The sequence below is a fragment of the Bartonella rattimassiliensis 15908 genome, from assembly GCF_000278215.1.
In the GTDB taxonomy this organism is placed as follows: domain Bacteria; phylum Pseudomonadota; class Alphaproteobacteria; order Rhizobiales; family Rhizobiaceae; genus Bartonella; species Bartonella rattimassiliensis.
This window is the reverse complement of sequence record NZ_JH725064.1, coordinates 413,811-439,671: the sequence shown is the minus strand read 5'-3', so window position 1 is coordinate 439,671 and position 25,861 is coordinate 413,811. Positions and strand designations below refer to the sequence as shown.

General features: G+C 35.9%; 23 protein-coding genes and 1 pseudogene. 9 read left to right on the top strand and 15 right to left on the bottom strand.

From position 1 onward, the window contains the following. Window positions 1–857: 857 nt before the first annotated feature. The 5 genes from MCY_RS01835 to MCY_RS01815 all read left to right on the top strand — a co-directional run bounded on the left by MCY_RS01835 (window position 858) and on the right by MCY_RS01815 (window position 5,225). Window positions 858–1,610: a transporter substrate-binding domain-containing protein gene (locus MCY_RS01835; protein WP_007346668.1), complete on the top strand. Its 753-nt coding sequence runs from the start codon at window positions 858–860 to the stop codon at window positions 1,608–1,610. A 501-nt stretch (window positions 1,611–2,111) separates the two neighbouring features. Beyond that, window positions 2,112–2,864: a transporter substrate-binding domain-containing protein gene (locus MCY_RS01830; RefSeq protein ID WP_007346667.1), complete on the top strand. Its 753-nt coding sequence runs from the start codon at window positions 2,112–2,114 to the stop codon at window positions 2,862–2,864. Window positions 2,865–2,942: 78 nt separating this feature from the next. Continuing rightward, complete coding sequence (locus tag MCY_RS01825; RefSeq protein WP_007346666.1) at window positions 2,943–3,665, top strand: ABC transporter permease; 723 nt, start codon at window positions 2,943–2,945, stop codon at window positions 3,663–3,665. Then, window positions 3,662–4,369 carry an ABC transporter permease gene (locus MCY_RS01820; protein ID WP_007346665.1) on the top strand — a complete coding sequence of 236 codons (708 nt, stop codon included), beginning with the start codon at window positions 3,662–3,664 and terminating at the stop codon, window positions 4,367–4,369. The genes MCY_RS01825 and MCY_RS01820 overlap by 4 nt, the downstream gene beginning before the upstream one ends. 82 nt (window positions 4,370–4,451) lie before the next feature. Then, window positions 4,452–5,225, top strand: coding sequence for an amino acid ABC transporter ATP-binding protein (locus MCY_RS01815; protein WP_007346664.1), 774 nt, complete (start codon window positions 4,452–4,454; stop codon window positions 5,223–5,225). A gap of 20 nt (window positions 5,226–5,245) precedes the next feature. Here MCY_RS01815 and lpxB read toward each other — a convergent pair whose 3' ends face one another. The 13 genes from lpxB to MCY_RS01750 all read right to left on the bottom strand — a co-directional run bounded on the left by lpxB (window position 5,246) and on the right by MCY_RS01750 (window position 19,742). Further along, complete coding sequence (lpxB, locus tag MCY_RS01810; RefSeq protein ID WP_007346663.1) at window positions 5,246–6,442, bottom strand: lipid-A-disaccharide synthase; 1,197 nt, start codon at window positions 6,440–6,442, stop codon at window positions 5,246–5,248. Beyond that, complete coding sequence (locus MCY_RS01805; RefSeq protein WP_007346662.1) at window positions 6,435–7,307, bottom strand: LpxI family protein; 873 nt, start codon at window positions 7,305–7,307, stop codon at window positions 6,435–6,437. Before MCY_RS01805 ends, lpxB begins: the two co-directional genes overlap by 8 nt. A 2-nt stretch (window positions 7,308–7,309) precedes the next feature. Next, on the bottom strand, window positions 7,310–8,134 hold the full coding sequence (gene lpxA, locus MCY_RS01800) for an acyl-ACP--UDP-N-acetylglucosamine O-acyltransferase (RefSeq protein WP_007346661.1): 825 nt from the start codon (window positions 8,132–8,134) through the stop codon (window positions 7,310–7,312). A gap of 24 nt (window positions 8,135–8,158) precedes the next feature. Continuing rightward, a complete protein-coding gene (fabZ, locus tag MCY_RS01795; RefSeq protein ID WP_007346660.1) occupies window positions 8,159–8,626 on the bottom strand; it encodes a 3-hydroxyacyl-ACP dehydratase FabZ in 468 nt (155 codons plus the stop codon). Window position 8,627: 1 nt separating this feature from the next. Further along, window positions 8,628–9,674 carry a UDP-3-O-(3-hydroxymyristoyl)glucosamine N-acyltransferase gene (gene lpxD / locus MCY_RS01790; protein ID WP_007346659.1) on the bottom strand — a complete coding sequence of 349 codons (1,047 nt, stop codon included), beginning with the start codon at window positions 9,672–9,674 and terminating at the stop codon, window positions 8,628–8,630. A gap of 65 nt (window positions 9,675–9,739) precedes the next feature. Next, window positions 9,740–12,136: an outer membrane protein assembly factor BamA gene (gene bamA, locus MCY_RS01785; RefSeq protein ID WP_007346658.1), complete on the bottom strand. Its 2,397-nt coding sequence runs from the start codon at window positions 12,134–12,136 to the stop codon at window positions 9,740–9,742. 204 nt (window positions 12,137–12,340) lie between these two features. Then, window positions 12,341–13,489 carry an RIP metalloprotease RseP gene (rseP, locus tag MCY_RS01780; protein ID WP_007346657.1) on the bottom strand — a complete coding sequence of 383 codons (1,149 nt, stop codon included), beginning with the start codon at window positions 13,487–13,489 and terminating at the stop codon, window positions 12,341–12,343. A gap of 15 nt (window positions 13,490–13,504) precedes the next feature. Continuing rightward, window positions 13,505–14,320: a phosphatidate cytidylyltransferase gene (locus MCY_RS01775; RefSeq protein WP_026088017.1), complete on the bottom strand. Its 816-nt coding sequence runs from the start codon at window positions 14,318–14,320 to the stop codon at window positions 13,505–13,507. Window positions 14,321–15,461: 1,141 nt separating this feature from the next. Continuing rightward, on the bottom strand, window positions 15,462–16,022 hold the full coding sequence (frr, locus tag MCY_RS01770) for a ribosome recycling factor (RefSeq protein WP_007346655.1): 561 nt from the start codon (window positions 16,020–16,022) through the stop codon (window positions 15,462–15,464). Between the two features lie 38 nt (window positions 16,023–16,060). Then, window positions 16,061–16,780 carry a UMP kinase gene (gene pyrH, locus MCY_RS01765; protein ID WP_007346654.1) on the bottom strand — a complete coding sequence of 240 codons (720 nt, stop codon included), beginning with the start codon at window positions 16,778–16,780 and terminating at the stop codon, window positions 16,061–16,063. A 157-nt stretch (window positions 16,781–16,937) separates the two neighbouring features. Then, window positions 16,938–17,858, bottom strand: a complete 921-nt coding sequence (gene tsf, locus MCY_RS01760; RefSeq protein WP_007346653.1) for a translation elongation factor Ts — start codon at window positions 17,856–17,858, stop codon at window positions 16,938–16,940. A 103-nt stretch (window positions 17,859–17,961) separates the two neighbouring features. Then, window positions 17,962–18,738, bottom strand: a complete 777-nt coding sequence (rpsB, locus tag MCY_RS01755; protein ID WP_007346652.1) for a 30S ribosomal protein S2 — start codon at window positions 18,736–18,738, stop codon at window positions 17,962–17,964. Window positions 18,739–18,908: 170 nt separating this feature from the next. Next, window positions 18,909–19,742, bottom strand: coding sequence for a cell envelope integrity EipB family protein (locus MCY_RS01750; protein WP_026088016.1), 834 nt, complete (start codon window positions 19,740–19,742; stop codon window positions 18,909–18,911). 144 nt (window positions 19,743–19,886) lie between these two features. Here MCY_RS01750 and MCY_RS01745 point away from each other — a divergent pair, with 144 nt between their 5' ends. Together MCY_RS01745 and MCY_RS01740 are read left to right on the top strand one after the other, a co-directional pair. After that, a complete protein-coding gene (locus MCY_RS01745) occupies window positions 19,887–20,348 on the top strand; it encodes a RidA family protein (RefSeq protein ID WP_007346650.1) in 462 nt (153 codons plus the stop codon). Window positions 20,349–20,484: 136 nt separating this feature from the next. Next, window positions 20,485–20,907: an HIT family protein gene (locus MCY_RS01740; RefSeq protein WP_007346649.1), complete on the top strand. Its 423-nt coding sequence runs from the start codon at window positions 20,485–20,487 to the stop codon at window positions 20,905–20,907. A gap of 7 nt (window positions 20,908–20,914) precedes the next feature. On the opposite strand, the gene clpA is transcribed toward MCY_RS01740, so the two are convergent. Together clpA and MCY_RS01730 are read right to left on the bottom strand one after the other, a co-directional pair. Then, window positions 20,915–23,266 carry an ATP-dependent Clp protease ATP-binding subunit ClpA gene (clpA, locus tag MCY_RS01735; protein ID WP_007346648.1) on the bottom strand — a complete coding sequence of 784 codons (2,352 nt, stop codon included), beginning with the start codon at window positions 23,264–23,266 and terminating at the stop codon, window positions 20,915–20,917. 6 nt (window positions 23,267–23,272) lie between these two features. Further along, window positions 23,273–23,551, bottom strand: a pseudogene (locus tag MCY_RS01730) (ATP-dependent Clp protease adaptor ClpS). Window positions 23,552–23,891: 340 nt separating this feature from the next. Here MCY_RS01730 and MCY_RS01725 point away from each other — a divergent pair. Further along, window positions 23,892–25,241, top strand: a complete 1,350-nt coding sequence (locus tag MCY_RS01725; protein WP_007346647.1) for a D-alanyl-D-alanine carboxypeptidase — start codon at window positions 23,892–23,894, stop codon at window positions 25,239–25,241. Window positions 25,242–25,272: 31 nt separating this feature from the next. Then, window positions 25,273–25,551: a hypothetical protein gene (locus MCY_RS01720; RefSeq protein WP_007346646.1), complete on the top strand. Its 279-nt coding sequence runs from the start codon at window positions 25,273–25,275 to the stop codon at window positions 25,549–25,551. Window positions 25,552–25,861 lie beyond the last annotated feature (310 nt).

The following is a 25,861-nucleotide window of genomic DNA, read 5'->3' as shown; positions in this document are numbered from 1 at the left end:
TAAAGCTTCAACTTCCTGAAGCTTTATTGAGAGTAATCAAAAGGCTATACTTTCAGGGTTTTTATAAAGCCTGACTTTTAAACTCCTTCTACAGAGGTAACACCATCATAAAGATTTATGAAAACATTCTAAGTTTTGGCTTTGTAAATAAATTAGGAATATTTTGGGGGAAATTGCCAAAATATTTAGCAAACAAAAATTAAAAATTTTTACCTTTAATTCTCATTATTTTCAATGAAAGCGTATTCCCTATCAATTCCCTCATGTTTAAAAGGCTTATTACATATTAAAACTGAATAATGTTAGAATTTCACTCGCTATCTTCTCCAAACAAAGATGAAAATGAAATTTTTTCTTAAAACTTGCTACGCAAAACAATACTTGGTATTAGGAATAGTTATAGAAATTACTTTAATTATAATGATTATCGAGAGCATTTATCTTAGCATCATCGGTTAATCATGCTTCTTTTTATAAGAAAAATCTCCACAATTTTCGGAAAACAAATTCATTCTGATATTTTTTGATATCTAGGCATTTTATATAACAGGTGAAAATAATAACATTTTATCCTGCCAAAAGCTGAAACTCTCTTTTTTAAATTAACAGTTTTCCTTTTAAAGATAACTTGTTTTTTTTTAAAATAAAATTATGTATAGAATCAATAAAAACTTTACTTCTTTTCTGTATTTTTATGTTCCCATACTTGAAAAATAAACCATTTTTTTGATAACAATATCCAGCATAATGATAGAAAACGAACACACATAAATTTTTTACATTGCTCCAGAAAAGCTTGCATATTATAAAATGCATAATGGTTTCATATTTGCCAGCTTATCTCATAGGAGAACATAATGAAATTATTAGCAGGAGCTCTTATAATAAGTGCAACACTGTTTACTCTATCTGCCAATTCTCAAACGCTGAAAATTGCCAGTGATGCTTCTTATCCTCCATTTAGTTATATTGACTCAAATAACGAACTTCAAGGGTTTGATATTGATATATCTTACGCACTTTGTAAAAAAATGAATGTTGAGTGTACAATTGTCACGCAAGATTTCGAGGGAATGATTCCTGGCCTTCTTGCAAAAAAATACGATGCTATTGTTTCTTCTCTTTCTCCTACAAAAGAGCGCTTACAAAAAATTGATTTTACGGATCCTTACTACAATACAGTACTTGCTGTCATTGTTAGCAAAACTTCAGGAATTAAGGAAATTTCTACACAGGCTTTTAAAGATAAAAATCTTGGTGTACAATCGAATACAACACAAGCTGCATATGCAGAAGATCATTATACCTCTGAAGGGGTGAATATCAAACTTTATCCTACAGCAATAGAAGTTAATCGTGATCTTTTAAGTCATCGGCTTGATATAATCATTCTTGATAAATTAAAAGCATTAAATTGGCTTGAAAATGAAGGAAAAGAGTGCTGTAAGCTGCTAGGAACTTTAGCAGAAACAAAATTTCCTATTGCAATTGCTCTGCGTCAAAATAATAATGATCTTAAAAATAAGTTCAATGAAGCAATAAAAGAAATCCGTGCAGATGGAACCTATGATAGAATTATGAGAAAATATTTTGCATTCGATATTGATTAAATATCAGTGTGAATTATAGTTGGATTTTTACATTTAAGAAATATTTTTAAACTCTTTGTTAAACATGTAAGTGTAATTGCACATTCAGCATTTTTATAAGAAAAATGCGTACTTATTTAAAAGTTAACTTTTAATTACTCCTTGAGATTTAAAGTTTATAGAATCTAATGACAAGAATGAGGATGTCGTTTTATTTCTTCAAAATATAACTTTTTTCTATGTTTAAATTGAATAACATTGTTTTTAAAGAAAAATTCTCGATTTTTACTCCTGAAATGATGTGAATTAATCATTTCAGGAAAATTAAGCTGTCATAGCTATTATATAATTAAGATGTTCATTCTTCTTTAAATCAATAAAAAAGATAATTTTTGATAATAATTTCCAACATAATGATCTAAAATAAACATCGATAAATTTTTTGCATTGCTCCAGAAAAGCTTACAGATTATAAAAATGTGACAATTTCATATTTGCCCGCTTATCCAATAGGAGAACATCATGAAACTATTAGCTAGAGCTCTTATAATAAGCGCTGCGCTATGCATCCAATTGGCTGATGCGAAAACATTAAGAATTGCAAGTGAAGGCACTTACCCTCCCTTTAGTTATATTGATTCAAATAACAAACTGCAGGGATTTGATGTTGATATATCTTACGCACTTTGTAAAAAAATGAATGTTGAATGTACGATTGTCACGCAAGACTTCGAGGGAATGATCCCTGGACTTATTGCCAAAAAATATGATGCGATCGTTGCTTCCCTCTCTTATACACAAGAGCGTTCACAAAAAATTGATTTCACAGATCCTTACTATGACACAGCACTCGCTGTTATTGTGAACAAAGCTTCGGGAATTAAGGAAATTTCTACACAAAGTTTTAAAGGTAAAAATCTGGGTGTGCAATCAAATACAACACAAGCTGCATATGCAGAAGATCATTATGCCTTAGAAGAGGTAAGAATCAAACTCTATCCTTCCACAATAGAAGTGAATCGTGATCTTTTAAACCATCGACTTGATGTGATTATTGTTGATAAATTACAAGCATTAAATTGGCTTAAGAATGAAGGAAGAGATTGCTGTCTCTTCCTAGGAACTCTGGAAGAAACAAAATTTCCTGTTGCAATTGCTTTGCGTCAAAATAATAATGATCTTAAAAATAAGTTCAATGAAGCAATAAAAGAAATCCGTTTAGATGGAACTTATGAGAAAATTATGAGAAAATATTTTACAGGTGCTGTTGATTAAATATCAATATGATATTTAAATGAGATCCACTATTTACTTCTAAAAAATATTATCTAACTCTTCATGAGGAACACAAGAATGATTGAAAATTTAGCATTGCTATCATTTAGCAATGGTGGATGGGGAGCGGTTATACTTTCTAGTGCAGGAATAACATTGTCATTAGCGTTATGTTGTGGCCTTTTAGGGTTTCCCTTAGGTCTTCTAAATGCAGTAATGATTCGATCCGATATTAAGATAGCTAAAGCTATAGCACGTCTTTTTTCAACGGTGTTTCGTGGGCTACCAGAGCTTTTAACCTTGTTTTTAGTTTATTATGGGTTACAAAGCCTTATTCAAAATACCTTTGACTATTTTAATCTTGAAGTCATATTCAGTATCAATGCTTTTGTTGCTGGTGTTTTTGCACTCAGTTTGATTCTTGCCGCTTTCTCTTGTGAAGTTTGGCTTGGAGCATTTAATGTTTTTGATAAAGGTCAATATGAAGCCGCTAAAGCTTTAGATCTTTCACAATCAACCACATTTTTTCGTATTGTTTTTCCTCAGCTAATTCGAAATGCTTTGCCAGGACTTTCTAATAATTGGCTCACTTTACTGAAAGATACATCCCTCGTTTCAACCATCGCGCTTGTTGACCTCATGCGACAAACAAATTTAGCTGTCGCTGCTACCAATAAACCCATGCTGTTTTACCTTGTCGCATGCTTACTCTATTTATTATTTTCAGCTTTTTTTTCTGCAATCTTACGCTATTTGGAAACATGCACTCAAATAGGCTATAAAAAGGTGATCGGTCAATGATTCCTGAATGGCTTTATTTCCTTTTTAATCCAGATATTTTAAGCCGTTATGGACCAAAATTTATTAGTGGCTTTATCGTTACTATTAAGCTTGTTTCTATTTCTTGTTCTCTTGGTTTTTGCCTTGGTATACTTATCGCTTTTGCACGTTTATCCAGAAATACGTTTTTACAATACTTTGCAAATGCTTATGTCTATTTTTTCCGCGGCTCTCCTTTATTAGCCCAACTTTTTCTTTTTTATTATGGGCTTGGTTCAATGAATAATTTTTGGCAACAGATTGGTCTATGGTGGTTTTTTCAAAACGCATGGTATTGTTGTCTTTTTATTTTCACACTCAATTCTGCTGCTTATCAATCTGAGATCTTTAAAGGAAGTTTTTTATCCATAACAACTGGACAACATGAAGCATCAAAAACTTTAGGTCTAAGTAACTCTGTCGCTTTTTTTAAAGTTATTCTTCCACAAGCAATGATTATAGCATTACGTCCCCTAGGAAATGAGTTGATTTTAATGATTAAATCCAGTGCCATTGCCTCACTTATTACTGTTTATGATTTAATGGGAATTGCCAAACTCACTTATTCACGTACATTTGATTTTCAAGTTTACGTTTGGGCCGCTCTTATCTATCTTTTTATTGTTGAAATCATTCATCGTTTTATTGTTTTTATCGAACATCATCTCACTCGATATTTACGGTAAATATAAAGGGTCATAAAAAAAACTTTACCAAACCAAAATGTTGAATTAATCAATTTATTCATCAATGAAAGAATAAAACAAGATGAATTTAAAAAATAATCAATCGATCTCTACCAGTGCCCCCCCTGTAATCTCCATTCAAAACCTCAATAAGTGGTATGGAAACTTTCAGGTCCTACATGATATCAGCTTTGATGTTAAAACTGGTGAACATATCGTTATTTGTGGTCCATCCGGGTCAGGAAAATCAACATTAATTCGTTGTATTAATCAATTAGAACGAGCACAAAAAGGTTCAATCTGTATCCATAACGTTGATATCTATACTGCGCCTGTACAACAGCAAAAAAATGTTCTCCGTAAGATAGGAATGGTCTTTCAAAACTTTAATTTATTTCCTCACATGACTGTCATACAAAATTGCATTTTAGCACCGATGACAGTTCAAGGACTTTCCAAACAACAAGCAAAAGAACGGGCAATTCGTTACTTAACGCATGTTGGTATTGAAAAACATTGTGAAAAATATCCTTTACAACTCTCTGGTGGTCAACAACAGCGTGTTGCAATTGCCCGTGCACTTTGTATGGAGCCTGAAGTAATGCTTTTTGATGAACCAACTTCTGCTCTTGATCCAGAAAGTGTGGGAGAAGTTTTGCAAGTAATGGCTCAATTAGCGAATACAGGGATCACGATGCTCTGTGTTACCCATGAAATGGGTTTTGCACGTAAAGTCTCAGAAAGAATAGTTTTTCTAGAAAATGGAAAAATTATTGAAGATACATCCTCTGAAAATTTTTTTACCAATCCTAAAAGCCAACGCGTTTGTGATTTTCTTGCTAAAATTAAACATTAATCATTAAAATTTTGTTTTATTTATACAATTTTATTTCTGTCTTTTAAAAGAGTAATAATTTTTTGGGCGCTAATAATTTCCGATGGTATTTCAGTTTTCATTTTCTGTTCCATCTCCTCAAAAGCATCAAGCTGTGCTTGTCGCAATAAAGGGTTATACAAAAGTTGTTCTAGCTGTCTTGCTAACAGGCCAGGACGCAAAAATTCATCCAAATATTCTGGAACAATAGGCTTATCAGCAATAATATTTGGAAGAGCTGCGCTCCATAACGTTATTTTAGGAAAAATGAATAATTTAGCAAAACAATCAAGTTTATAGCAAAGTACCATAGGAATTTTTGCTAAAGATAATTCAAGTGAAACCGTTCCATGGGCAGCCAGAGCAACATCTGCTTGTGCAAAGGCATGCCATTTTTCATCTTCACCAACAACAATTTCTACTTTGCTTTTCCAGTTCTGTACAAAATCACGGATTCTATTCACTAAATGGGATAAGGTTGGCAAAATAATATGTAAATGTGGAATACGTTGTACAAGAATCTCTACTGTCTCTTGAAAAATAGGCATTAAAGAATGAATCTCTAAATTGCGTGATCCTGGCAAAAGAACTAATGTAGGCGATGATGTTTGTTGACCCCACAAATTTTTTTGTTCTACTTGGCGCTTTTTTTCTGACTGAACGTTCAAAAGGGGAGGATATGTCAAAAGATGATGTCCAACATAAGTCGTAGTAGGACCTTCCAAATCCTGCATAACCTTTTTTTCAAAAGGAAAAACTGCTAAAACATGATCAATAAATCCGCACATAGCTTTTGCACGCTCTGGTCTCCATGCCCAAACGGTTGGTGCGACATATTTAATGATAGGGATAGAAGGCTCTAAAGCACGTACTTTTTTTGCAACACGATGCGTGAAATCAGGACTATCAATAATAATTAAACAATCGGGTTGTTCTTGTGCAATAAACTGGGATAAATTGCGAATATGCAGCAACAACAATGGTAATTTTTTCAACACCTCCTTTAAACCTATTAAAGCAATATCCTGGGAATCAAAAAAGCTTTTTAAACCTAATGCCTTTAAATGCCGTCCCCCAACACCAATCAAATGAATGTTGCATCCTATTTGTTGTGATAAACAAGAAATTAAATCCGCTCCAAGCAAATCACCAGATTCTTCACCTGAAACGATAGCAATCTTTAAGAAACAATTATTCATGTCCAAATCTTTCAAATGTTTCTATAAATAGAGAATATTTGTTTGCTTTTTCTATTGTTGTTTTCACCGATAATATTAGACTTCTATTTGCCTCCACGGCAATACCAGATAAACCACTCTTTGCAATATTCTTTATGGTCATGGGCCCAATTGAAGGTAAATCAACGCGATTATCCTGTTGTGGTTTTGCACACTTTACAAGAATACCACCCTTAGGGGGAATTTGCCCTCTTTCTCGCATTTCACAAACACGCCATAACATATTATCAGTTCCTTCAGCACCCTCCAAAGCAACCACCCTTCCCTGGACAACGACAACGGCTTGCCCAATATCCAATTGACCTAAAAGTTTTGCTGCTTCTGCTGCTAAAAAAATATCCTTTTTCTCTTTTGGTGTAGCACGCCGTACAGTTAAATTAAATTCTATGGGAGCTAAAAGATCTGGTACTATTTCGTGGGCACCAATAACACAAAAACCGTGCGATTCAATAACCCGTATAAAAGCTTTTAATAACGCATCATCTCCTCTTCTTAAAGCTCCGATTAACTTAGGAAGAGCTAAAAATGTCGTCCAGTCCAATCGTAATTGTTTAAGAAGTGGTCGTTTTTTCACACCACCTGCTAAAACGATATTATAAACTCCAGCCTCTTTTAAGATTTTAACGAGTCGCGCTAACTCCACAATTGACAGCTCGCAATGCTCATAGCGATAAAGAACAGAATCTGCTTCACCATGCAAAAGCACAAGAAAAGGATTCTCCCCATTTTTCTCAAGAGCCTGTGCAACAGCAATGGGTAGAACACCATTTCCTGCTATAATAGCAGTACGACCGGAAAGAAAATTTCTGGCACCCCAAATTGGCACTGTTAATCCTTATGTTCTTTTATTCTATCACCTTCAAATTTTGGTGTACAATAAAAACGCTTTCCTTCCTCTTTGATAAAATTAATAACGTCAGTAACAGACTGAAAAGAAGAATAAAAAGAAGCAATATCACTCGCACGCTCTTTAAATGGTTTGCTATGATCAAAAAGCATCGTAACCGCATGACGGAGTGCATGAATATCTTGACGCTCAAGACCTGCACGCTTCATACCAATAATATTGAGACCGGCAAGTTTTGCTTGCACACCAACAGCTGTTCCATAAGGAATCAGATCTCCAACCAGTGCAGATACCCCGCCGATAAATGCATGATGTCCAACACGAACAAATTGATGAACAGCAGCACCACCACCAATAATCACATAATCGCCAATAGTAACATGACCAGCAATCATCGCGTTATTGGCAAATGTTACATGATTACCGACCTGACAATCATGAGCAATATGCGCATAACAAAAAAATTGGCAATTATCACCAACAATCGTCATCCCCACACTCGAATCGGAACCTCTATGCATTGTTACGCCTTCACGAATCGTACAATTCTTACCAATAGAAAGAGTCGTAGCCCCTCCTTTATGTTTATTATTTTGCGGCTCTGCTCCCAAAACTGCATGAGAAAACACTTTACTCTTGGCTCCTAATGTTGTCTTTCCCATGATCACAACATGACTTGTCAAATTACATTCATCGCCAATAACAGCCTCTGAACTAATATGGCAAAATGGTCCAACGTGTACATTCTCACCAAGCTGTGCTCCCTTTTCCACAAGAGCAGTTGGATGGATTTTCGTACCGGACATTTTCAAATTCCCATCAAATATCATTTATTTTTCTTCAACAATCATTGCAGCAATTTCCGCTTCAGCGACGCGAACATCTTCCACTTTTGCAAGACATAAAAAACGCCTCATACTAGCCCTTTTTTTCAAAAGCTGAACATGAATTTTTAGCTGATCACCAGGCACAACCGGCTTACGAAATTTCGCATTATCAACCGTCATAAGGTAGACTAAATTTGCCTGCTTATTACCTAAATTTAAAAGTGCTATTGCTCCTGCCGTTTGTGCCATAGCTTCTAAAATCAAAACTCCAGGCATAACTGGTTTTACCGGAAAATGTCCCGTAAAATGCGGCTCATTAATCGTTATATTTTTAATACCAATAGCTTCTTGTTCACCATCAATACCAACGATACGATCGATTAATAGAAACGGATAACGATGCGGTAATATTGATAATAATTTTTCAATATCAACAGCCTCTAAGTTTTTAGTCTCTTCAGAGCTGATCATATCAGCGTTTCTCCTTTTTAGCTTTCCCCATACTACGCAACGTCGCTACTTCACGGAACCACTGTTTAAACGGTCGCGCTGGACTCCCTCCCCATTTTTCGCCATCAGGAATATCATTCATAACACCACTACGAGCAGCAATTTGAACACATTTACCTATTACAATATGATCCGCAACTCCAACACTCCCGCCAAGCTGAGACATATCACCTATAGATGTACTTCCGGCAATTCCACATTGAGCAGCAATAAGGCAATAACGGCCAATTTTTACATTGTGGGCAATTTGTACAAGATTATCAATCTTGCTTCCTTTACCAATAACAGTATCTCGAAATGTTCCACGATCAATTGTAGTATTTGCACCAATTTCTACGTCATCCTCAATAATAACACGTCCAAGTTGTGGAATTTTCTCAATTCCATCCCCTCCCCCAACATAACCAAAACCATCTTGCCCAATGCAAACGCCTGGATAAAGCTGGACCTTATCACCTATGATAGAATACTGAACTGTTACCTTAGGAGCAATATAGCAGTCACATCCAATACGGCAATTTTCACCGATGATAGCCGTAGATGAAACAAGAGTTCCTGCACCAATTTCAACATTTTTACCAATAACAGCTCCTGCTTCAATACACACATCATGTGCAAATTTAGCCGTTGGATGAATATGCGCATGTGATGAAATACCCTTCTGCCCCAACCAAGGTACTGGCTTGACAGAATTAGGAAATAAAATACGACCAATATGAGCAAAGGCACGTTGCGGTGTGGACGTCACCAAAATTGCCATAGTTTCAGGAACTTTAAAAATAATCTCATTCGTGCAAAAAACAGCAGAAGCAGAACTATCTCGTAAAGCATCAGAAAACTTCCGATGCTCCACAAAAACAAGAGAACCTTCCACACCGCTCTCAAGTGAAGAAAGAGTATTGATAACTTTATGAGAAAACTCCGGGTTAAGAAGCTTTGCACCCGTCAACTCAGCAACATTTGCAACTGTCAATTGCCGGGACGGCGTAAAAAAAAATGTATGCGCCATCAAAACACTTTCTCTCCCAGCTTAAGCTATTCTCTGCAAATTTTTCCTTCCTAAAACCACTCAAATCAGAACTTCGTCGAAATACCAAAATTCAATTGCTGCAAACGATCACCCTCCTGCTTCGTTATTGGCCAAGCATAGTCAAAACGCAAAGGACCAAATGGAGAATCCCACATCAAACTTACACCTGCAGATGAGCGCCAAGCAATTTTGGTATTGGTAACAGGCGGCTCACCCTGAAAAACTGCTTTATAATTATTGCCATAGAGTGTAGCAATATCCGCAAATAAAGCACCGCGCAATCCAAACCCTTCAGGAACAACAGGTATAGGAAACTGTACTTCAGCAGTCGCATTCATATATGTCGTTCCCCCTAAGAAATAAACTTCACCCTTATTGGAAACCTGACGTGGACCTATCCCATTGTATTTAAATCCTCGGATCATATCAGTATTTCCTTTAAACATATCGAAAATACGAACACCCTCTTTGCCTATTTCGTGGATATAACCACTCCCCAAGGAAAGCAAACCAACAATATCTTTCTGCTCTGAAAGTGTTTTGTACATCATCGCCTTACCTGTGGTCTTCAAGAATTTTGCACTCCCACCAAGTCCTGCATATTCCTGAAGAAGATGCATGTACCATCCATCATGAGGATTTCTCATATCGTCAATCGTATTATAGGTTAAACCGTAACTAATTGATGAACGTTTCCAAGGGCTTTGCTTTGCTGCTTGAACAATCGCACCAGAATATTTCCCATATAATTCTATTATATCACTCTCTTTGTTGAAATCATACTCTCCACCAAAATCATATTCTTCCTGTACATAAGAATAAGCGACATTTGCAGATAATTTATTATTAATAGGTAGCGAAAACCGTAATGATCCCCCTGTCTGTCGTACATCATAAGCTTTATCAGCACGGTAAGTACTGCGAAAAACATCAATGCCAGCAGATAAACGATATCCCAAGAAATAAGGTTCAACAAATGACAAGTTATAATTACGGGATTTTTCTTGCCCCGCTCCTAATCCTAAACGAACATACTGACCACGTCCTCCAAGATTACGCTCAGTAACAGAGACTTCAAGTGACATACCAGGACTTGTTCCACCTGTTGTATATCCTCCAGAAAGAGAAAGATCCCCTGTTGATGATTCAACGACATCTATCACCAAAACAACCTGATCAGACTGATCAGTGGGAACCATTGAAATATTAACGGCCTTGAAAAAACCTAAACTTTCTAAACGACGTTTTGCTCGTTGCAATAAAGTTTGATTGTAAGCATCTCCTTCGTTCAAATCAATTTCACGGCGTATAACGTAATCACGCGTCTTCTCATTTCCACGTATATCAATACGCTGAATATAAGCACGTGTACCTTGCTCAATATTATATAAAATTGAAATTGTATGATTTGCTAAATCACGGTTTCCGCGTGGTTCAACTTTAGCAAAAGCATATCCTGAATCAGCAACCTTATTATTAATAATTGCAATAGATTGTTCAATATCTTCCGCACTATAAATATCACCTGGCTGGGTTTTAAGCATTCTTTTTACAGATTGAACGTCAATTCCAGTAACATCACTTTCAACCTGAATATCACTAATTTTATAGCGCGCACCTTCATCAAGAACGAAAGAAATCTTATATGTATTGCTTGCCGCATCAAAAGTCGCTTTAGAAGAAACTACACGAAAATCTGCATAACCATGATTATAATAAAAGCGACGCAAAGCTTCTTCATCAGCAGCGAGACGTTCTTCACTGTAAACATCCCCCCCTAACAATTTCGAAAAGAATCCTGAAGACTTTGTTGAAATCACATCACGCAAACGACGACTTCCAAAGACATTATTTCCTCTAAAAGTGATATCACTAATCTTTGTCTTTTGCCCTTCAACAACATTAAATACCACATTTACACGCCCTTTTCCAAGATTAATTGTTTGAACGTTCACAGTGATATTATTACGACCAAGAGTTTTATAGGCTTCACGAATTGTATTTATATCATTAGAAAGCTTAGCAGTGTTAAAAGGCTCATTTGGTTTTAAAGAAATAAACCGTTTAAGATCTGGATCCTTAAAAGATTTATTTCCCTGAAACAATATTTGATTGACAACCTCATATTCTTTTACGAATACAATCAATTTACCACCTACCTGATTTATTTTAACATCATAAAATAAACCTAATTCAAAAAGGTTCTTCACAGCATTATCAACATCACCACTGGAGATTCCTTGTCCAGCTCTAATACCCATGTTATCTCGGATCGCCTGAGAACTTACAAACTTATTTCCACGAACCTCTATAGAATGGACTACAGATGCTTGTATTTCTCCAACCGCAGCAATTGACATAAAAACCGTTGCTGGGGCAATCATTCCCATCTTTAACACCAACACAGATGCTGCATTTAAAAACTTTGAATTCATAGTCATTGGCTTTTTTTACCTTACTCTTGTTCTTTGGACACGATGACTTAAAAAGCTAACTGCCATAACAACCCTTTTACAGCGAGACTTTTCATCTCTTAATTACTCATTATAATGTACGACGCCACAATATTTTGCAGACATGGTAAACAACCTTCAATTTATTCTCGCTATTATTACCCAATTTACAAAGCGTTTTCCATAATTTAATTAGCTAAACCAACAAAAATAATCATTAAAAAAGACAAAAAACATAAAAAGGAGAAGAAGAGAAAAACCTAACCGAAAAAAAACTCCCTGAATTTTAGCGGGTATTCTTCTGCCAGTAATGACCTCAATGACATGAAATAAAAGATGCCCACCATCAAGTGGTAGAATCGGAAAAAGATTAACAAGCCCAACACTTATTGAGAGAAAAGCAGCCAAATTTAACAAAGAGATAAAGCCTGTCTCACTCACTTTCCAAGCAATTTTAACGGTTTTAGAAGGTCCACTAAGCCGACAGCGATCTTCTTTGCCTCCAATTAAACGACTCATAAAAAGAACAGTTTGAGTGGTAATAAACATAGTACGGTTTAACGCTTCTCTTATAGCTGTTACAAAACCATAGCGAATATGTTTTATATAAGTTGGATCTAAACGTGCAGGATGATTTAAATCAACAGGAACACCTACACCGATTATAGTACTTTGTGTTCGATTACCAAATCCATCATCTCGCTCAATGACTTTCGGGATAATAACTGTTGTAAATACTCGCCCCATGCGTTCTATTTTAAACTCTATCGGTTCTCTTCCATGAAAAGCTACGTAATTCATTAAATCTTCAAAACTTTCAACCCGACGACCGTCCATTTCAATAAAACGGTCCCCTAATTCCAAACCGGACTGAACAGCAGGACTGTCTTTTACCAAAGATCCAATAACGGGTTCAATGGCAACACGACCATAAATAAAGAAAAAAAATGTTAGAATAACAACAGTAAAAAGAGCATTGAAAAAGGGACCAGCAAAAACAGTTGCTGCTTTTTTCCAAGCATGAGCACTGGCAAACGAACCATCAACAATCGGAGATGATGGGGATGATAGCGTATCGTTTTTTTCCTCATCCCCAAAAAATTTCACGTAACCCCCTAAAGGGATAAGTGCTAAACGCCACTTTGTGCCATGCTTATCTGTATAACTGGCGATCTGTGGTCCAAATCCAAGTGAAAAAACTAACGCCTTAATACCACACCACCGACCAATGAGATAATGCCCAAGTTCGTGTACAAAAATAATAATTATAATGATAAAAAGAATACTCAAACTTCTTAAAAGAAAATCACCCATAGTGACAATATGATTTAAAAGTCCCAAACTATCTTCTCCAAATTAAATCATACTAAAAAGATTAAAAGGTGCATCCATATCAGATATAATTGCACCAATTAAATAAAGGAAGAAAGCTGCCCCTACCAATCCGTCCATACGATCCATAAAGCCTCCATGTCCAGGCAATAAAGAACTAGAATCTTTAACGGAAAAACACCTTTTTAGCCATGATTGTCCTAAATCACTCAATTGTGAAACAATTGATAAAACAAGTGTAAGGAGTAGCACAAAAAAATTTGCTAAATTTATATCAAAAAATCCAAAAGCAACCCATATACCACTGAAAACTCCAATAAATGTCCCCCCTAACGCTCCTGACCACGTTTTATTAGGAGAAAGCTGTGGTGCTAATTTAGCTCCCCCCAATGCACGTCCGATAAAGTATCCACCAATATCTGTTCCCCATACTATCGCAAATAAGAAAATAATAACTTGGAATCCCAATATCTCATGCCCCCGTAAAAAGCATAAAGCAACAACAGGGAAAGAGGCATATAAAAAACCACAAAAAACCCAACCACTCTTTTTTATGGCTATGATAGCCAACACTGCAGCCCAAACCATTAAAACACAAAAATTCGATGAAGCAGATACTCTCAACACTAAAAACAAACCAAAAAGTAAATAAAAAACACTTGCTAATATTTTTTGTAGAACACACCATTTCTCTTTAGTAATATTCATCCACTCATAAAGAATAAAACCACCAATACACCATACAAACAAAAAAAATAAGGTTCCTCCCAACCACGTTAAATACAATGCAATAATACCAAAAACAAAAGCAGTCAGAACACGATAAGCCAAATTAGACAAAACAACATCCAAACAATAAAAATAGAAAATACAAGCATCAAAATTGATGCAAAAAACTTCTCTACGCAGTATTCTTATTTCACACTGATACAAATTCCTCTTATATTTTTTATAAATAAAATAGTCCACCAAAATAACGCTTATAAGACGAATAATCAATGAAAACAGCTTCAAAAATCTCCCCTATAATGAAAAAGAGATCATCTCTGTCCTATAAAATAAATTAACTAATCTAGATTTTGTATAAAAATACTTTATCTATCAACTATCTATCATTTAAAAACGAATTATACTACATAACGTCTACTTGATTGATTCCACTAAAATATTTTATAGTGGAAAGTGAGAGAAAGATTAAAGCTTATATTTTGCGTTATACTCTTTCTCCAATGCCTATCTTAGAATATTTGGATAACCTCTAATAATGCTTTTTTATTATGCAATTTAACCAAGACACGCTGAACACAAACCTTTATCATGGCTATTAAAGAATATTTTACAGCAAAAAACACGACGCACCACACAAATTTAAAGAATATTAGGCCTTTCCAATTAATCTCTCCCATATTAAGATAATAAAACGATGAAATATCTTCTTGTCTCACACTTTGCCAGTATAGAGAAGATATTGATTCATAGCGATAATTAAGCGTTTTTATCAAGATAAATTAGATTTCTAAATATCCTAAAACTCTCTCATTTTAAACCTATTTTAGATTGAATCAGTTAAAATTACTTGCTTAGACATCAACACGCGGAGCAGACGTGTGGATAAAACTATACAAAAACGCCTTTTATGAAAGCTCTCAAGCATTAAAAACTATAGGCTCTCCCAAAAGCTGGCAAATCGTCTAATGGCACCTACTTAATTTCGTGTATTATGTATAAAAATGGGAGTATTTTATAAATTTTATATTATTCATGAAAGCTTTATCGTTACACTCTTTACAGATGATATCACTAAATAATTGTGAATCACTTTAAGACATGTGTTAAAAAGTACGCAAATGTGCAATACGGCGGTATTTTGTTTTACGTGAAGAATGTAATCCTATTACAGCGCACATCACTTCCTATTATTCATCTACAGAGACAATGAATATGCTGCGAATATAACATCTTTTTTAGCAACAAAATCTTCTTAAACGTGCATAATTTCAGATTCTTTTATGGCTAAAATCTTATCGATATTAGCAATCGTTTCATCCGTGAGTTTTTGAATTTTCTCAGATAAACTATGGGCTTCATCTTGTCCAAATTCACCATCTTTTTCTAACTTTTTTAAATTATCCATGCCATCTCGACGAACATGACGTGTAGCAACGCGCGCTTGCTCTGCATATTGATGCGCAATTTTTACAAGCTCTTTACGGCGCTCTTCATTCAACTCAGGCAAAGGAATACGTAAATTTGTACCATCAGTTATGGGATTTAAACCAAGACCAGAATCACGAATAGCACGCTCTACGGCTCCTACCATCGTTTTATCCCATACAGAAACAAAAAGCATCCGAGGTTCTGGAACAGAAATATTCGCAACCTGATTGATGTGCACGATAGAACCATAAGATTCAACGGTCAACGATTCTAATAAACTGGCTGATGCTCGTCCAGTCCGCAAACCACCTAATTCATGTTTAAAAGCCGTAATAGCACCATCCATGCGACGTTTAAGATCATCCATAATTGATGTAACATTCATATTTCTTGTCTCCTTCAATTGTCCTTTAAAGCTTATCCTTATTCCGATACTATTGTAAAGCGTCCTGTTCCATTCAATACCTTAGCTAAGCCGCCTTTTTCATGAATGGAATACACAATAATCGGCACATTGTTCTCACGGGCTAAAGTAACCGCTGTTGAATCCATAACAGATAATCCCCATTGCAAAATTTCAACATGTGTTAATTGATCAAAACGCTTAGCAGTGGGATCAATCTTTGGATCAGCCGAATAAATACCATCGACTTGTGTTCCTTTAAGAAGGACGTCCGCACCAATTTCTGCTGCACGTAAAGTAGCCGCAGAATCAGTAGTAAAAAATGGATTTCCTGTACCGCCCGCAAAAATAACAACTTTTCCTTGATTCATATAAGCTATTGCTTTACGCTGCGAAAAACTTTCACAAATTTGTGGCATAGTGATCGCAGAAAGTACAACAGTTTCAACCCCTAATTTTGTCAACGATGTTCGTAGTGCTAAAGAGTTAATAGCGGTTGCAAGCATTCCCATATGATCGCCTGTCACTCGATCCCCACCATGCGAAGCAACAGCAACACCACGAAAAATATTTCCCCCACCGATAACAATCGCAACTTCTATTCCCATTGCGCGAACTTCCGCAATATCAGCGGCAATGCGGTCTACAACAGAAACATCAATGCCAAAATTCTGCCCCCCCATAAGAGATTCACCAGAAGCCTTTAACAGAATACGTTTATACGGAAGTGATAATGCCATTAATAATCTCCCCAAAAAGGATCTTTATTTTTTGCTTTTGACACCACGAAGGGCACCACTTTTTTACGTGACGCCCTCTCAACAGTTATATTATTTTTCTCTGAGATTCTACAACCAACAATATGATTTTAAATCTCTGATCAAGAGTTCTTAATAACTAGCCTCTAGCAGCAGCAACCTCTGAAGCAAAATCAGATTCCTCTTTTTCTACACCTTCACCTAGGGCGAAACGAATAAAACCCGTAATTTTTGCTGGAGCACCTATTGATTTCTCAGCATCCTTTAAAGCTGCCTCAACAGTTATATCCGGATTCATAACAAAAGCCTGAGAAAGCAAAACAACCTCTTCAAAAAATTTACGCATACGCCCTTCTACCATTTTTTCAATGATATTTTCAGGCTTTCCAGACTGACGTGCCTGATCTGAAAAAATTGCCTTTTCTCGTTCAACAGCACCAACATCCACATCTTGTGCTGTAAGTGCTAACGGATTGGTTGCCGCAATATGCATTGCAACCTGCCGACCAAAAGCAAGAGCAGCTTCTTTATTTCCTGTCGTTTTAATTGCAACTAAGACACCAAGCTTACCAAGACCATCAGCCACACTATTATGTATATAAGTTGCAATAACACCATTCTCAACCGACAATTTAGCAGAACGACGAAGCGTCATATTTTCACCAATTGTACCAATTGCATCTTTAATTGTAAGCTCTACAGTCTTCTCAGAACCAGGATAAAGAGAAATAGAGACAGATTCAACATCACCTGGCGTATCCAAGGCAGCAGTTGCTACATTGCGCACAATATCTTGAAATCCATCATTGCGTGCAACAAAATCTGTTTCAGAATTAATCTCAACCAAAACTGCATTTAAATCTTTTGATACGACTCCGATTAATCCTTCAGCTGCCGTACGACCAGCCTTTTTATCTGCTTTAGCTATCCCTTTTTTACGAAGCCAATCAACAGCAGCTTTCATATCACCATTAGTTTCTGCTAAAGCGACTTTACAGTCCATCATACCAGCGCCAGATAGTTCTCTAAGTTTTTTTACTTGTGCAGCAGTAATGCTCATATTTGCCTCTTTATTCGATAACTGTGAAAACGCGCAAATTTTCTCTGCACGCCCATAATCTCTTCTTTAGAAAATATAAAGTACCTTAATTAGGCATTTTATATTACTCAGAAACTGGTGGAACCGTATTTTCCAAAATAGGCTCCACAGGCGCATCGACTTGAGCCCCCAAATCGATATCCATCGCACCTTGCTGGCGTGCGATACCATCAAGAGCAGCACGAGCAAAAAGATCGCAATAAAGAGAAATTGCACGTGAAGCATCATCATTACCTGGTATCGGATGGGTGACATCATCAGGATCACAATTGGTATCAATAATAGCAATTACAGGAATACCTAAACGCTTTGCTTCTTGGAGTGCAATCTTTTCTTTATTTGTATCGATCACAAATATAAGATCTGGAATAGATCCCATATCTTTAATACCACCAAGCGCACGATTAAGCTTTTCACGATCACGTTCAAGATTTAAACGTTCTTTTTTGGTAAAGCCTTGCGCTTCAGCAGCAAGAATTTTGTCAAGCTTACGCAAACGATGTATTGAATTAGAAATCGTCTTCCAGTTCGTAAGCATGCCGCCAAGCCAACGCGCATTCACATAATATTGAGCCGAACGATTCGCTGCATCAGCAATAATATCAGATGCTTGCCGTTTCGTACCAACAAAGAGAATACGTCCCCCACGTGCAACAGTATCTGAAACAAGCTTAAGTGCTTGGTGTAAAAGCGGAACGGTCTGAGAAAGGTCAATAATATGAATATTATTACGCTGACCATAAATATAGGGAGTCATTTTTGGATTCCAGCGATGCGTCTGATGACCAAAATGCACACCTGCTTCTAAAAGTTGGTGCATAGTAAAATCGGGTAGTGCCATAATCTTATCCTTTCCGGTTCAACCTCCGCGGAAAAAGCAGGAAAACCTACTACCGGCGGATGTTTGCTAGTTTCACCTCACAAATTATTCGCAAACACCCAAACTCCGCGTGTGGAATAGCGCAAACATACTAATATTTGATTCTTTTTCAAGTCATTTTCTTCAATCATTTAATATTTTGTATTTTCACATCGACCAAGATCCTTTCCAAGTTCAAGGAATTCGAGACTGCTCAATTTTGCACGCACTGAAAAAGTTCCATAATCTATATGAAGATCACGCATAACACCATTCTCATGTAAGAGAAAACTGCTGCGATAAATCGGCAAACCATCTTTATTTTCTCCATCATCAAAATAAGAGATTATAACAGGCCAATATTCTTCTTCATCCAACTTTCTCATTTCTTCTGTTTCGCTATCGGATAAAAGTGTTTTCTTTTCTCCTATGACGATACTTTCTTTTATAACTTTATCCGCTTTATTTGTCCCATCAAATACGGTAACATTATAGAAGTGATGCCCTGCTTTTGCATTACGAATAATATTTTTTAGTTGCATCATTGGAAACTCAGCCATTGCAAGCTTATACGTTTTTTCCTTTGGCTTTTTCAATATAACTGTAAGGCCATCTTGAGTACGCTCAGCGATACCTTCGGCACGATGCGCAATCTCTTCTCCCTCTTGATCTGTAATATTAAAATGAAATGTCCGCCCATCCCCCGTTTCATAACTTGTCGTTTGTTGATCCGTTAAACGTACTGGCATATCTTCAATGTGAATACGGCTAATAAAACGAAAACGTGTGCTATATCCTTGGCATGCTGAACCAGTAAGTTCATAAACCATTCGCCCTGACATCCCAGAAATTGTCATTTCATGAGAAACACTATCCAGATGAAAATCATAAATTGCTCGATGAGGTACAATAAAAATAGGCTCTTCAGCTTTCACAGTACATAAAAAAACACTATATAAAATTACTATAAATAATGATCTAATCATGCCCAACTTCCAAATTTTACCCTGTTGCATAACATCATAAAATAAAGCAAAAAAGGCTAATTGCTCAATTAACCACACATTTCCTTAAATCAAAAAATAGGTTATGCAATAAATATATTATAGAACAGCTATGGAGTTTAAATTATGACCAATGTGATTGAAAAAAACTTAGAAAAGTTCGGTATCATTCTTCCTGAAGCAACAACCCCACTTGCCAATTACATCACCACTTCACAAAGTGGCAATCAACTTTTTATTTCTGGACAGCTCCCTCTTATTGATGGAAAACCAGTAGCTATCGGTAAAGTTGGCGCAATCGTAAATACTGAACAAGCCAAAAAAGCATCCGAAACTTGTGCTATCAGTATTCTCGCTCAACTTAAAGCAATTTTGGGAGACTTAAATAAAATAAAACGCGTAGTAAAAATTACTGTTTTTGTAGCTGTAAATTCTGATTTTACCGATATCCCTTTTGTTGCCGATGGAGCTTCCGATTTATTTGTCAATATTCTTGGGGAAATTGGGAAACACGCCCGTTCTGCTGTTGGTGTTGCCTCTCTTCCTATGGATGTTCCTGTAGAAGTTGAAGCCATCGTAGAAATCTAGATCTTTATATTAAAGGCAATGCATCGCCCTAAATATAATTTAGATCAAAATACCTCTTTATCTTAAACTCTAATAAACTTTGTATTTTTCCGTTTTGAAATTAAAATTCTAAACCTAATAATAAGGAAATATTTATATGAAACAAACCTATGACAATAATAATATTTTTGCTAAATTGATTCGCAATGAAATTCCTTCTATTCGTGTCTACGAAGATAATGATGTTATCGGTTTCATGGATATCATGCCACAAGCACCAGGTCATACGTTGGTCATTCCTAAAAAAGGCTCTAGAAACTTACTTGATGCAGATACTGAAACATTATTTCCTGTTATTACAGCTGTTCAAAAAATTGCAATTGCTGTCAAAAAAGCCTTTCACGCAGATGGCATAACCATCATGCAATTTAATGAAGCAGCTAGTCAACAAACCGTTTATCATCTCCATTTCCATATTATACCACGTACGGAAGGAATAGAACTTACTCCTCACAATGAGATGGTAACACCTACAGAAATACTTGAAGAAAATGCAAAAAGAATCCGCGCTGCTTTGTAACATGCTTTTAAGATGTTGTGCTTTTCTTTCCTACACGTTTTTTTGTAAAATTTTTCATTTTATTTTTCTTTGCGCTAACAGCTATATCGGGAGAGGAAATTTTTAACTGTAATTTTTCTTTTTCGCCATCTGACTTTTGCGTCAATACGTGAACAATGCCACCATTGCGTAATTTTCCAAATAAAATTTCATCAGCTAATGGCTTTTTAATGTATTCTTGTATAACACGTCCTAATGTGCGTGCTCCCATATGGAAATCATATCCCTTATTAGAAAGCCATAAAGTTGCAGAAGGGCTTAATTCAAACGAAATCCCCCGATCAGCTAATTGTGCTTCAAGTTGAAAAATAAATTTTTGCACTATCTGATTAATGATTAATGGAGATAAAGGTGCAAACGGAATAATTGCATCTAATCGATTACGAAATTCTGGTGTAAATAGTCGATTGATTGCTTCGACATCCTCACTATCACGCTGTATTTTTCCAAATCCAATAGCTGATTTTGCCATATCTGAAGCACCAGCATTGGTTGTCATAATCAAAATAATATTGCGAAAATCAATTTTCTTACCATTATTGTCTGTTAATCTACCATAATCCATGATCTGCAATAAAATATTAAGTAACTCTGGATGCGCTTTCTCAATCTCATCGAGCAATAGGACTGCGTGAGGTTTTTGATCAACTGCATCTGTAAGGAGACCTCCTTGGTCAAACCCTATATAACCTGGAGGTGCTCCGATTAAGCGTGCTACCGTATGCCGCTCCATATATTCTGACATATCAAAACGCAATAGCTTAATGCCTAAAGACGATGCAAGCTGTTTTGCAACTTCAGTTTTTCCTACACCTGTTGGCCCTGAAAATAAATAACTTCCTATTGGTTTATCTGGTTCACGTAAACCTGCTCGCGACAACTTAATTGATGACACTAATACGGAAATTGCCTGATCTTGCCCATAAATAACATGCTTGAGCTCTCTTTCAAGCTTACTCAGTATCTTCTGATCATTCCGCGAAACTGTTTTTGGTGGAATCCTTGCAATTGTAGCAACAGTAGCTTCAATTTCTTTAATCCCTATACTCTTTTTGCGCTGTTTTTGTGGTAAAAGCTTTTGTGCTGCGCCACTTTCATCAATAATATCAATTGCTTTGTCAGGTAATCTACGATCAATCATATAACGTGAAGATAGTTCTACAGATGCCTTCATCGCTTGATTTGTATATTTAATCTGATGAAAATCTTCAAAGTAAGGCTTCATCCCCTGTAAAATTTTAATGGTATCGGTAACAGAAGGTTCATTAATATCAATCTTTTGAAAACGGCGCTCTAAAGCACGATCTTGTTCAAAGAATTTGCGATATTCTCTGTAAGTTGTTGAACCAATACACCGCACAGTTCCAGAAGATAATGCTGGTTTTAAAAGATTTGCTGCATCCATATTTCCTCCTAATGTCGCCCCTGCTCCAATTAAGGTATGAATTTCATCAATAAATAAAATAGCATCTGGATACAGCTCAAACTCTTTAATAACTTGCTTTAATCGTTCTTCAAAATCACCGCGATAACGTGTACCAGCAACAAGCCCCCCCATATCAAGAGAAAATATCGTTGCATTTGATAAAGCTTCAGGCACCTGTCCATCAACAATGCGCTTTGCCAATCCCTCAATTATAGCGGTTTTTCCTACGCCAGGATCACCAACCAAAAGCGGATTGTTCTTTGACCTCCGACATAAAATCTGAACTATGCGTGAAATTTCGATTTCACGGCCGATTAATAAATCAATTTTTCCATTACGTGCTTTACAATTGAGATTAACACAATAGCTCGTTAGAACACTTGTTACCCTTTCGCCATTGTCCAAAATCTGCTGATCTAATTGCTCTTCAAGTCCTTCAAGCAACATGGATAATCCATCCTCATGCGTGATACCATGTGAAATAAAACGTACAGCATCATAACGCGTCATTCCCATTTCTTGAAGAAAATATGCTGCATGGCTTTCATGTTCAGAAAAAATCGCAACAAGAACATTTGCCCCTGATACTTCATCTTTTCCAACAGATTGTGCATGAATCATCGCACGTTGAATAACACGTTGGAAAAAAGCTGTAGGTTTTGTATCCTCATCAGCTTTAATCTGCTCATCTAACTCTGAGCGAAGATAATTGGTTAAGCGCTCTCGCAATTCTTCCACATCTACTTGGCATGCCTGAATAACGGAATTTGCATCGGCATCATCTAATAGTGCAAGGAGAAGATGCTCTAATGTTGCATATTCATGCCGCGCTTGAGTGGCAATTGTTAATGCACGATGCAAAACCTCTTCAAGACTAGGTGTAAAAGATGGCATAATTCCTCACTTCCATTCCATTACACATTGTAACGGTTGTTTATTTTGACGCGCACACTCCCTCACTTGTACTATTTTCATTTCAGCAACTTCACTAAGTATAAGCTCCACATTCACCTATCCCCTTGTGATAAGCATTTAACATAATCCGTGTTTCTTCTTCGAAACTTTTTTAAAAAAGTTTTTCAAAATGAAAACAAAAAAATCCATAGATGCATAATTATCATTGAGTAAAAGAACTTGATATAATCTAGTTTTTTTGAGTTTTGCTCTAGCCTTAGACATTCTAACCGCACCATGCCTCCCTTCGTTCTAATTCTTGCCCTTTTCATTATGCATAATACTTCATTATGCATAACATGAAGTCTAGAGCTTATTATGAGCGTTTGTTCCATTATAGTGTTCCATGCAGCACATATTTTATTAATTTTAAGTTCTTTCTTAACTATTGCAATACCTGTTAGTATAAGAAAAAAGCTTTCCCCCTAATGATTGGCTTCAAGTCGCTCATAAAATAACTTCTGTAAATAAATTAGTAATACCGTTCGTCTAAACTGCATCAACAAGTTACAAAAAAGGAAACTTTATAGGTCCTTAAAATAAATGGAGAAATAGGATACTGCAAGTGTATATTAACTGTAAAAAAATTATGCGCTGCTATAAAAAAATAGCAATTTCTTTTGTTATGTTAGTTTTTTCTTGTTGTTGGGCATTAGCTACACCTCAAGAAGCATATCCTGATAAGTATGCTGCTATTGTCATAGATGCTATTACAGGAAAAACTCTATTTCAAGCTAATGCGACACTGAAACGTTATCCTGCTTCTTTAACAAAAATGATGACACTGTATCTACTCTTTGAAGCTATACAGATGCGTCGTGTGACACCAAATACACCAATTCCTGTTTCACATGATGCTGCAATGCGTCCACCAACCAAAATTGGATTTAAAGCAGGCCAAACGATCTCTGCAGAAGCAGCTGCTAAAGCACTCATTACAAGATCCGCAAATGATGTTGCTGCTGCCATTGCAGAATATCTTGGAGGTAATGAGAAAAAATTTGCTCAAATGATGACAGCAAAGGCTCATAAACTTGGTATGAAGCATACACATTTTGCAAACGCTTCAGGACTTCCGGATGTGCGCAATTATTCTACGGCGCGAGATATAGCTACTTTGTCATTAGCTTTGCGTAAACATTTTCCAAAACAATATAAGTTATTCAAAATAAAAAGTTTTAATTTCCGTGGACATACGATTAATAACCACAACAAACTCGTAAAAATGATGAAAGGTGTTGATGGAATTAAAACGGGATACACACAAATGTCAGGTTCTAATTTAGCAACTTCGATACGTCTTGAGGGACGCTCTGTTGTCGCTGTTGTTATGGGAGGTAAATCATCTACCGCACGTGACAAGCATATGGCTAGCTTATTAAATCAATATTTACCAAAAGCAAGTCAAATGAAAAATGATGGACATTTAATGGCCTCTGTACATTATCACTTACCCACTGGTGCAAACACTCCTATACCAACTATTAAAGCTGATTCAAGCAATTTTGATGATGAAATTTCGACTATGTTGACAGCATTTGCAGAACAACCTAAAAATTCTAATATCGCAATAACTGCTGTTAATAAAATAATTATACCAATACCTAATCCTCAAAAAGCTATACTAGTTAAAAATGATAAAATGGTAACTGTCTCTTTTTCCACAAATGCTGGATGGGCTGTTCAAATTGGTTCTCTTCCTAGTAAAGAACAAGCAAGAGCTCTGCTCTTAAAAGCAAAAAATACAGCATTTCCCACTTTAAAGTACGCATCTTCACAGATGCAACTATTTGAAAAAAATGGGCAGCATTATTATCGAGCGCGATTTACAGGATTTCAAACAAAAAAAGCTGCATTCGATGCTTGTTCTACATTGAAGAAAGCAAATTTTAACTGCTATACTGTAGCTTATTAAAAGTTCTTGAATTCTGCGTTAGGATAGTACTATGATAGATAATGCTTTTGCTTCATTCTATGAAAAAGAAATTTTATTGAAGCAATCATATCTCCTTTCATTGCGTTCTCTTCACGATGCTGCTGTAAAACTTACTGGTTTGAAATATAATTCAACTGCATTAGATACACAATCTCTCATTAATTTTCTCATTTGCCAGACAATGCGCAATCATCGCCTCATAATGCCTCCTGTACGCATACATTTACGCGTTGCGAGTCAAACCGGTAATGTGCCTATTAAAATCCGTCTAGGAGCAACAAATATTTAAATTCTACAAACTATCTAGAATTATTTCACTATTAACACCATTATCTAAAGTTCAAGACTTTGATAGACATACTTTTTTTCTTAAATTGTAGAAATTGCTTTAATGATTTTTCCAGTTATCCCAGTAAATACCTTTAAGATTCCAATCAAATCATTTTTTTAGAATATAAAAAATACCACATATTTTTCTACTTTTTGATTTAAGATCAAAAATTATCCTTGATACTTCTCTATACAAAATAAATGATTTAATTAGATGAAAACCTATCACGTTAGAGAGTATCATAAAAATTCAATAAAGAAAATTCGCC

Coding starts and splice junctions, on each gene's coding strand:
- MCY_RS01820 (WP_007346665.1), top strand. CDS start 3,662: ATGATTCCTGAATGGCTTTATTTCCTTTTTAATCCAGATATTTTAAGC.
- MCY_RS01750 (WP_026088016.1), bottom strand. CDS start 19,742: ATGATTAGATCATTATTTATAGTAATTTTATATAGTGTTTTTTTATGT.
- clpA (WP_007346648.1), bottom strand. CDS start 23,266: ATGCCATCTTTTACACCTAGTCTTGAAGAGGTTTTGCATCGTGCATTA.
- MCY_RS01745 (WP_007346650.1), top strand. CDS start 19,887: ATGACCAATGTGATTGAAAAAAACTTAGAAAAGTTCGGTATCATTCTT.
- MCY_RS01720 (WP_007346646.1), top strand. CDS start 25,273: ATGATAGATAATGCTTTTGCTTCATTCTATGAAAAAGAAATTTTATTG.
- MCY_RS01815 (WP_007346664.1), top strand. CDS start 4,452: ATGAATTTAAAAAATAATCAATCGATCTCTACCAGTGCCCCCCCTGTA.
- MCY_RS01825 (WP_007346666.1), top strand. CDS start 2,943: ATGATTGAAAATTTAGCATTGCTATCATTTAGCAATGGTGGATGGGGA.
- MCY_RS01740 (WP_007346649.1), top strand. CDS start 20,485: ATGAAACAAACCTATGACAATAATAATATTTTTGCTAAATTGATTCGC.
- MCY_RS01830 (WP_007346667.1), top strand. CDS start 2,112: ATGAAACTATTAGCTAGAGCTCTTATAATAAGCGCTGCGCTATGCATC.
- fabZ (WP_007346660.1), bottom strand. CDS start 8,626: ATGATCAGCTCTGAAGAGACTAAAAACTTAGAGGCTGTTGATATTGAA.
- lpxD (WP_007346659.1), bottom strand. CDS start 9,674: ATGGCGCATACATTTTTTTTTACGCCGTCCCGGCAATTGACAGTTGCA.
- lpxB (WP_007346663.1), bottom strand. CDS start 6,442: ATGAATAATTGTTTCTTAAAGATTGCTATCGTTTCAGGTGAAGAATCT.
- rpsB (WP_007346652.1), bottom strand. CDS start 18,738: ATGGCACTACCCGATTTTACTATGCACCAACTTTTAGAAGCAGGTGTG.
- MCY_RS01835 (WP_007346668.1), top strand. CDS start 858: ATGAAATTATTAGCAGGAGCTCTTATAATAAGTGCAACACTGTTTACT.
- tsf (WP_007346653.1), bottom strand. CDS start 17,858: ATGAGCATTACTGCTGCACAAGTAAAAAAACTTAGAGAACTATCTGGC.
- bamA (WP_007346658.1), bottom strand. CDS start 12,136: ATGACTATGAATTCAAAGTTTTTAAATGCAGCATCTGTGTTGGTGTTA.
- lpxA (WP_007346661.1), bottom strand. CDS start 8,134: ATGTCCGGTACGAAAATCCATCCAACTGCTCTTGTGGAAAAGGGAGCA.
- frr (WP_007346655.1), bottom strand. CDS start 16,022: ATGAATGTTACATCAATTATGGATGATCTTAAACGTCGCATGGATGGT.
- pyrH (WP_007346654.1), bottom strand. CDS start 16,780: ATGGCATTATCACTTCCGTATAAACGTATTCTGTTAAAGGCTTCTGGT.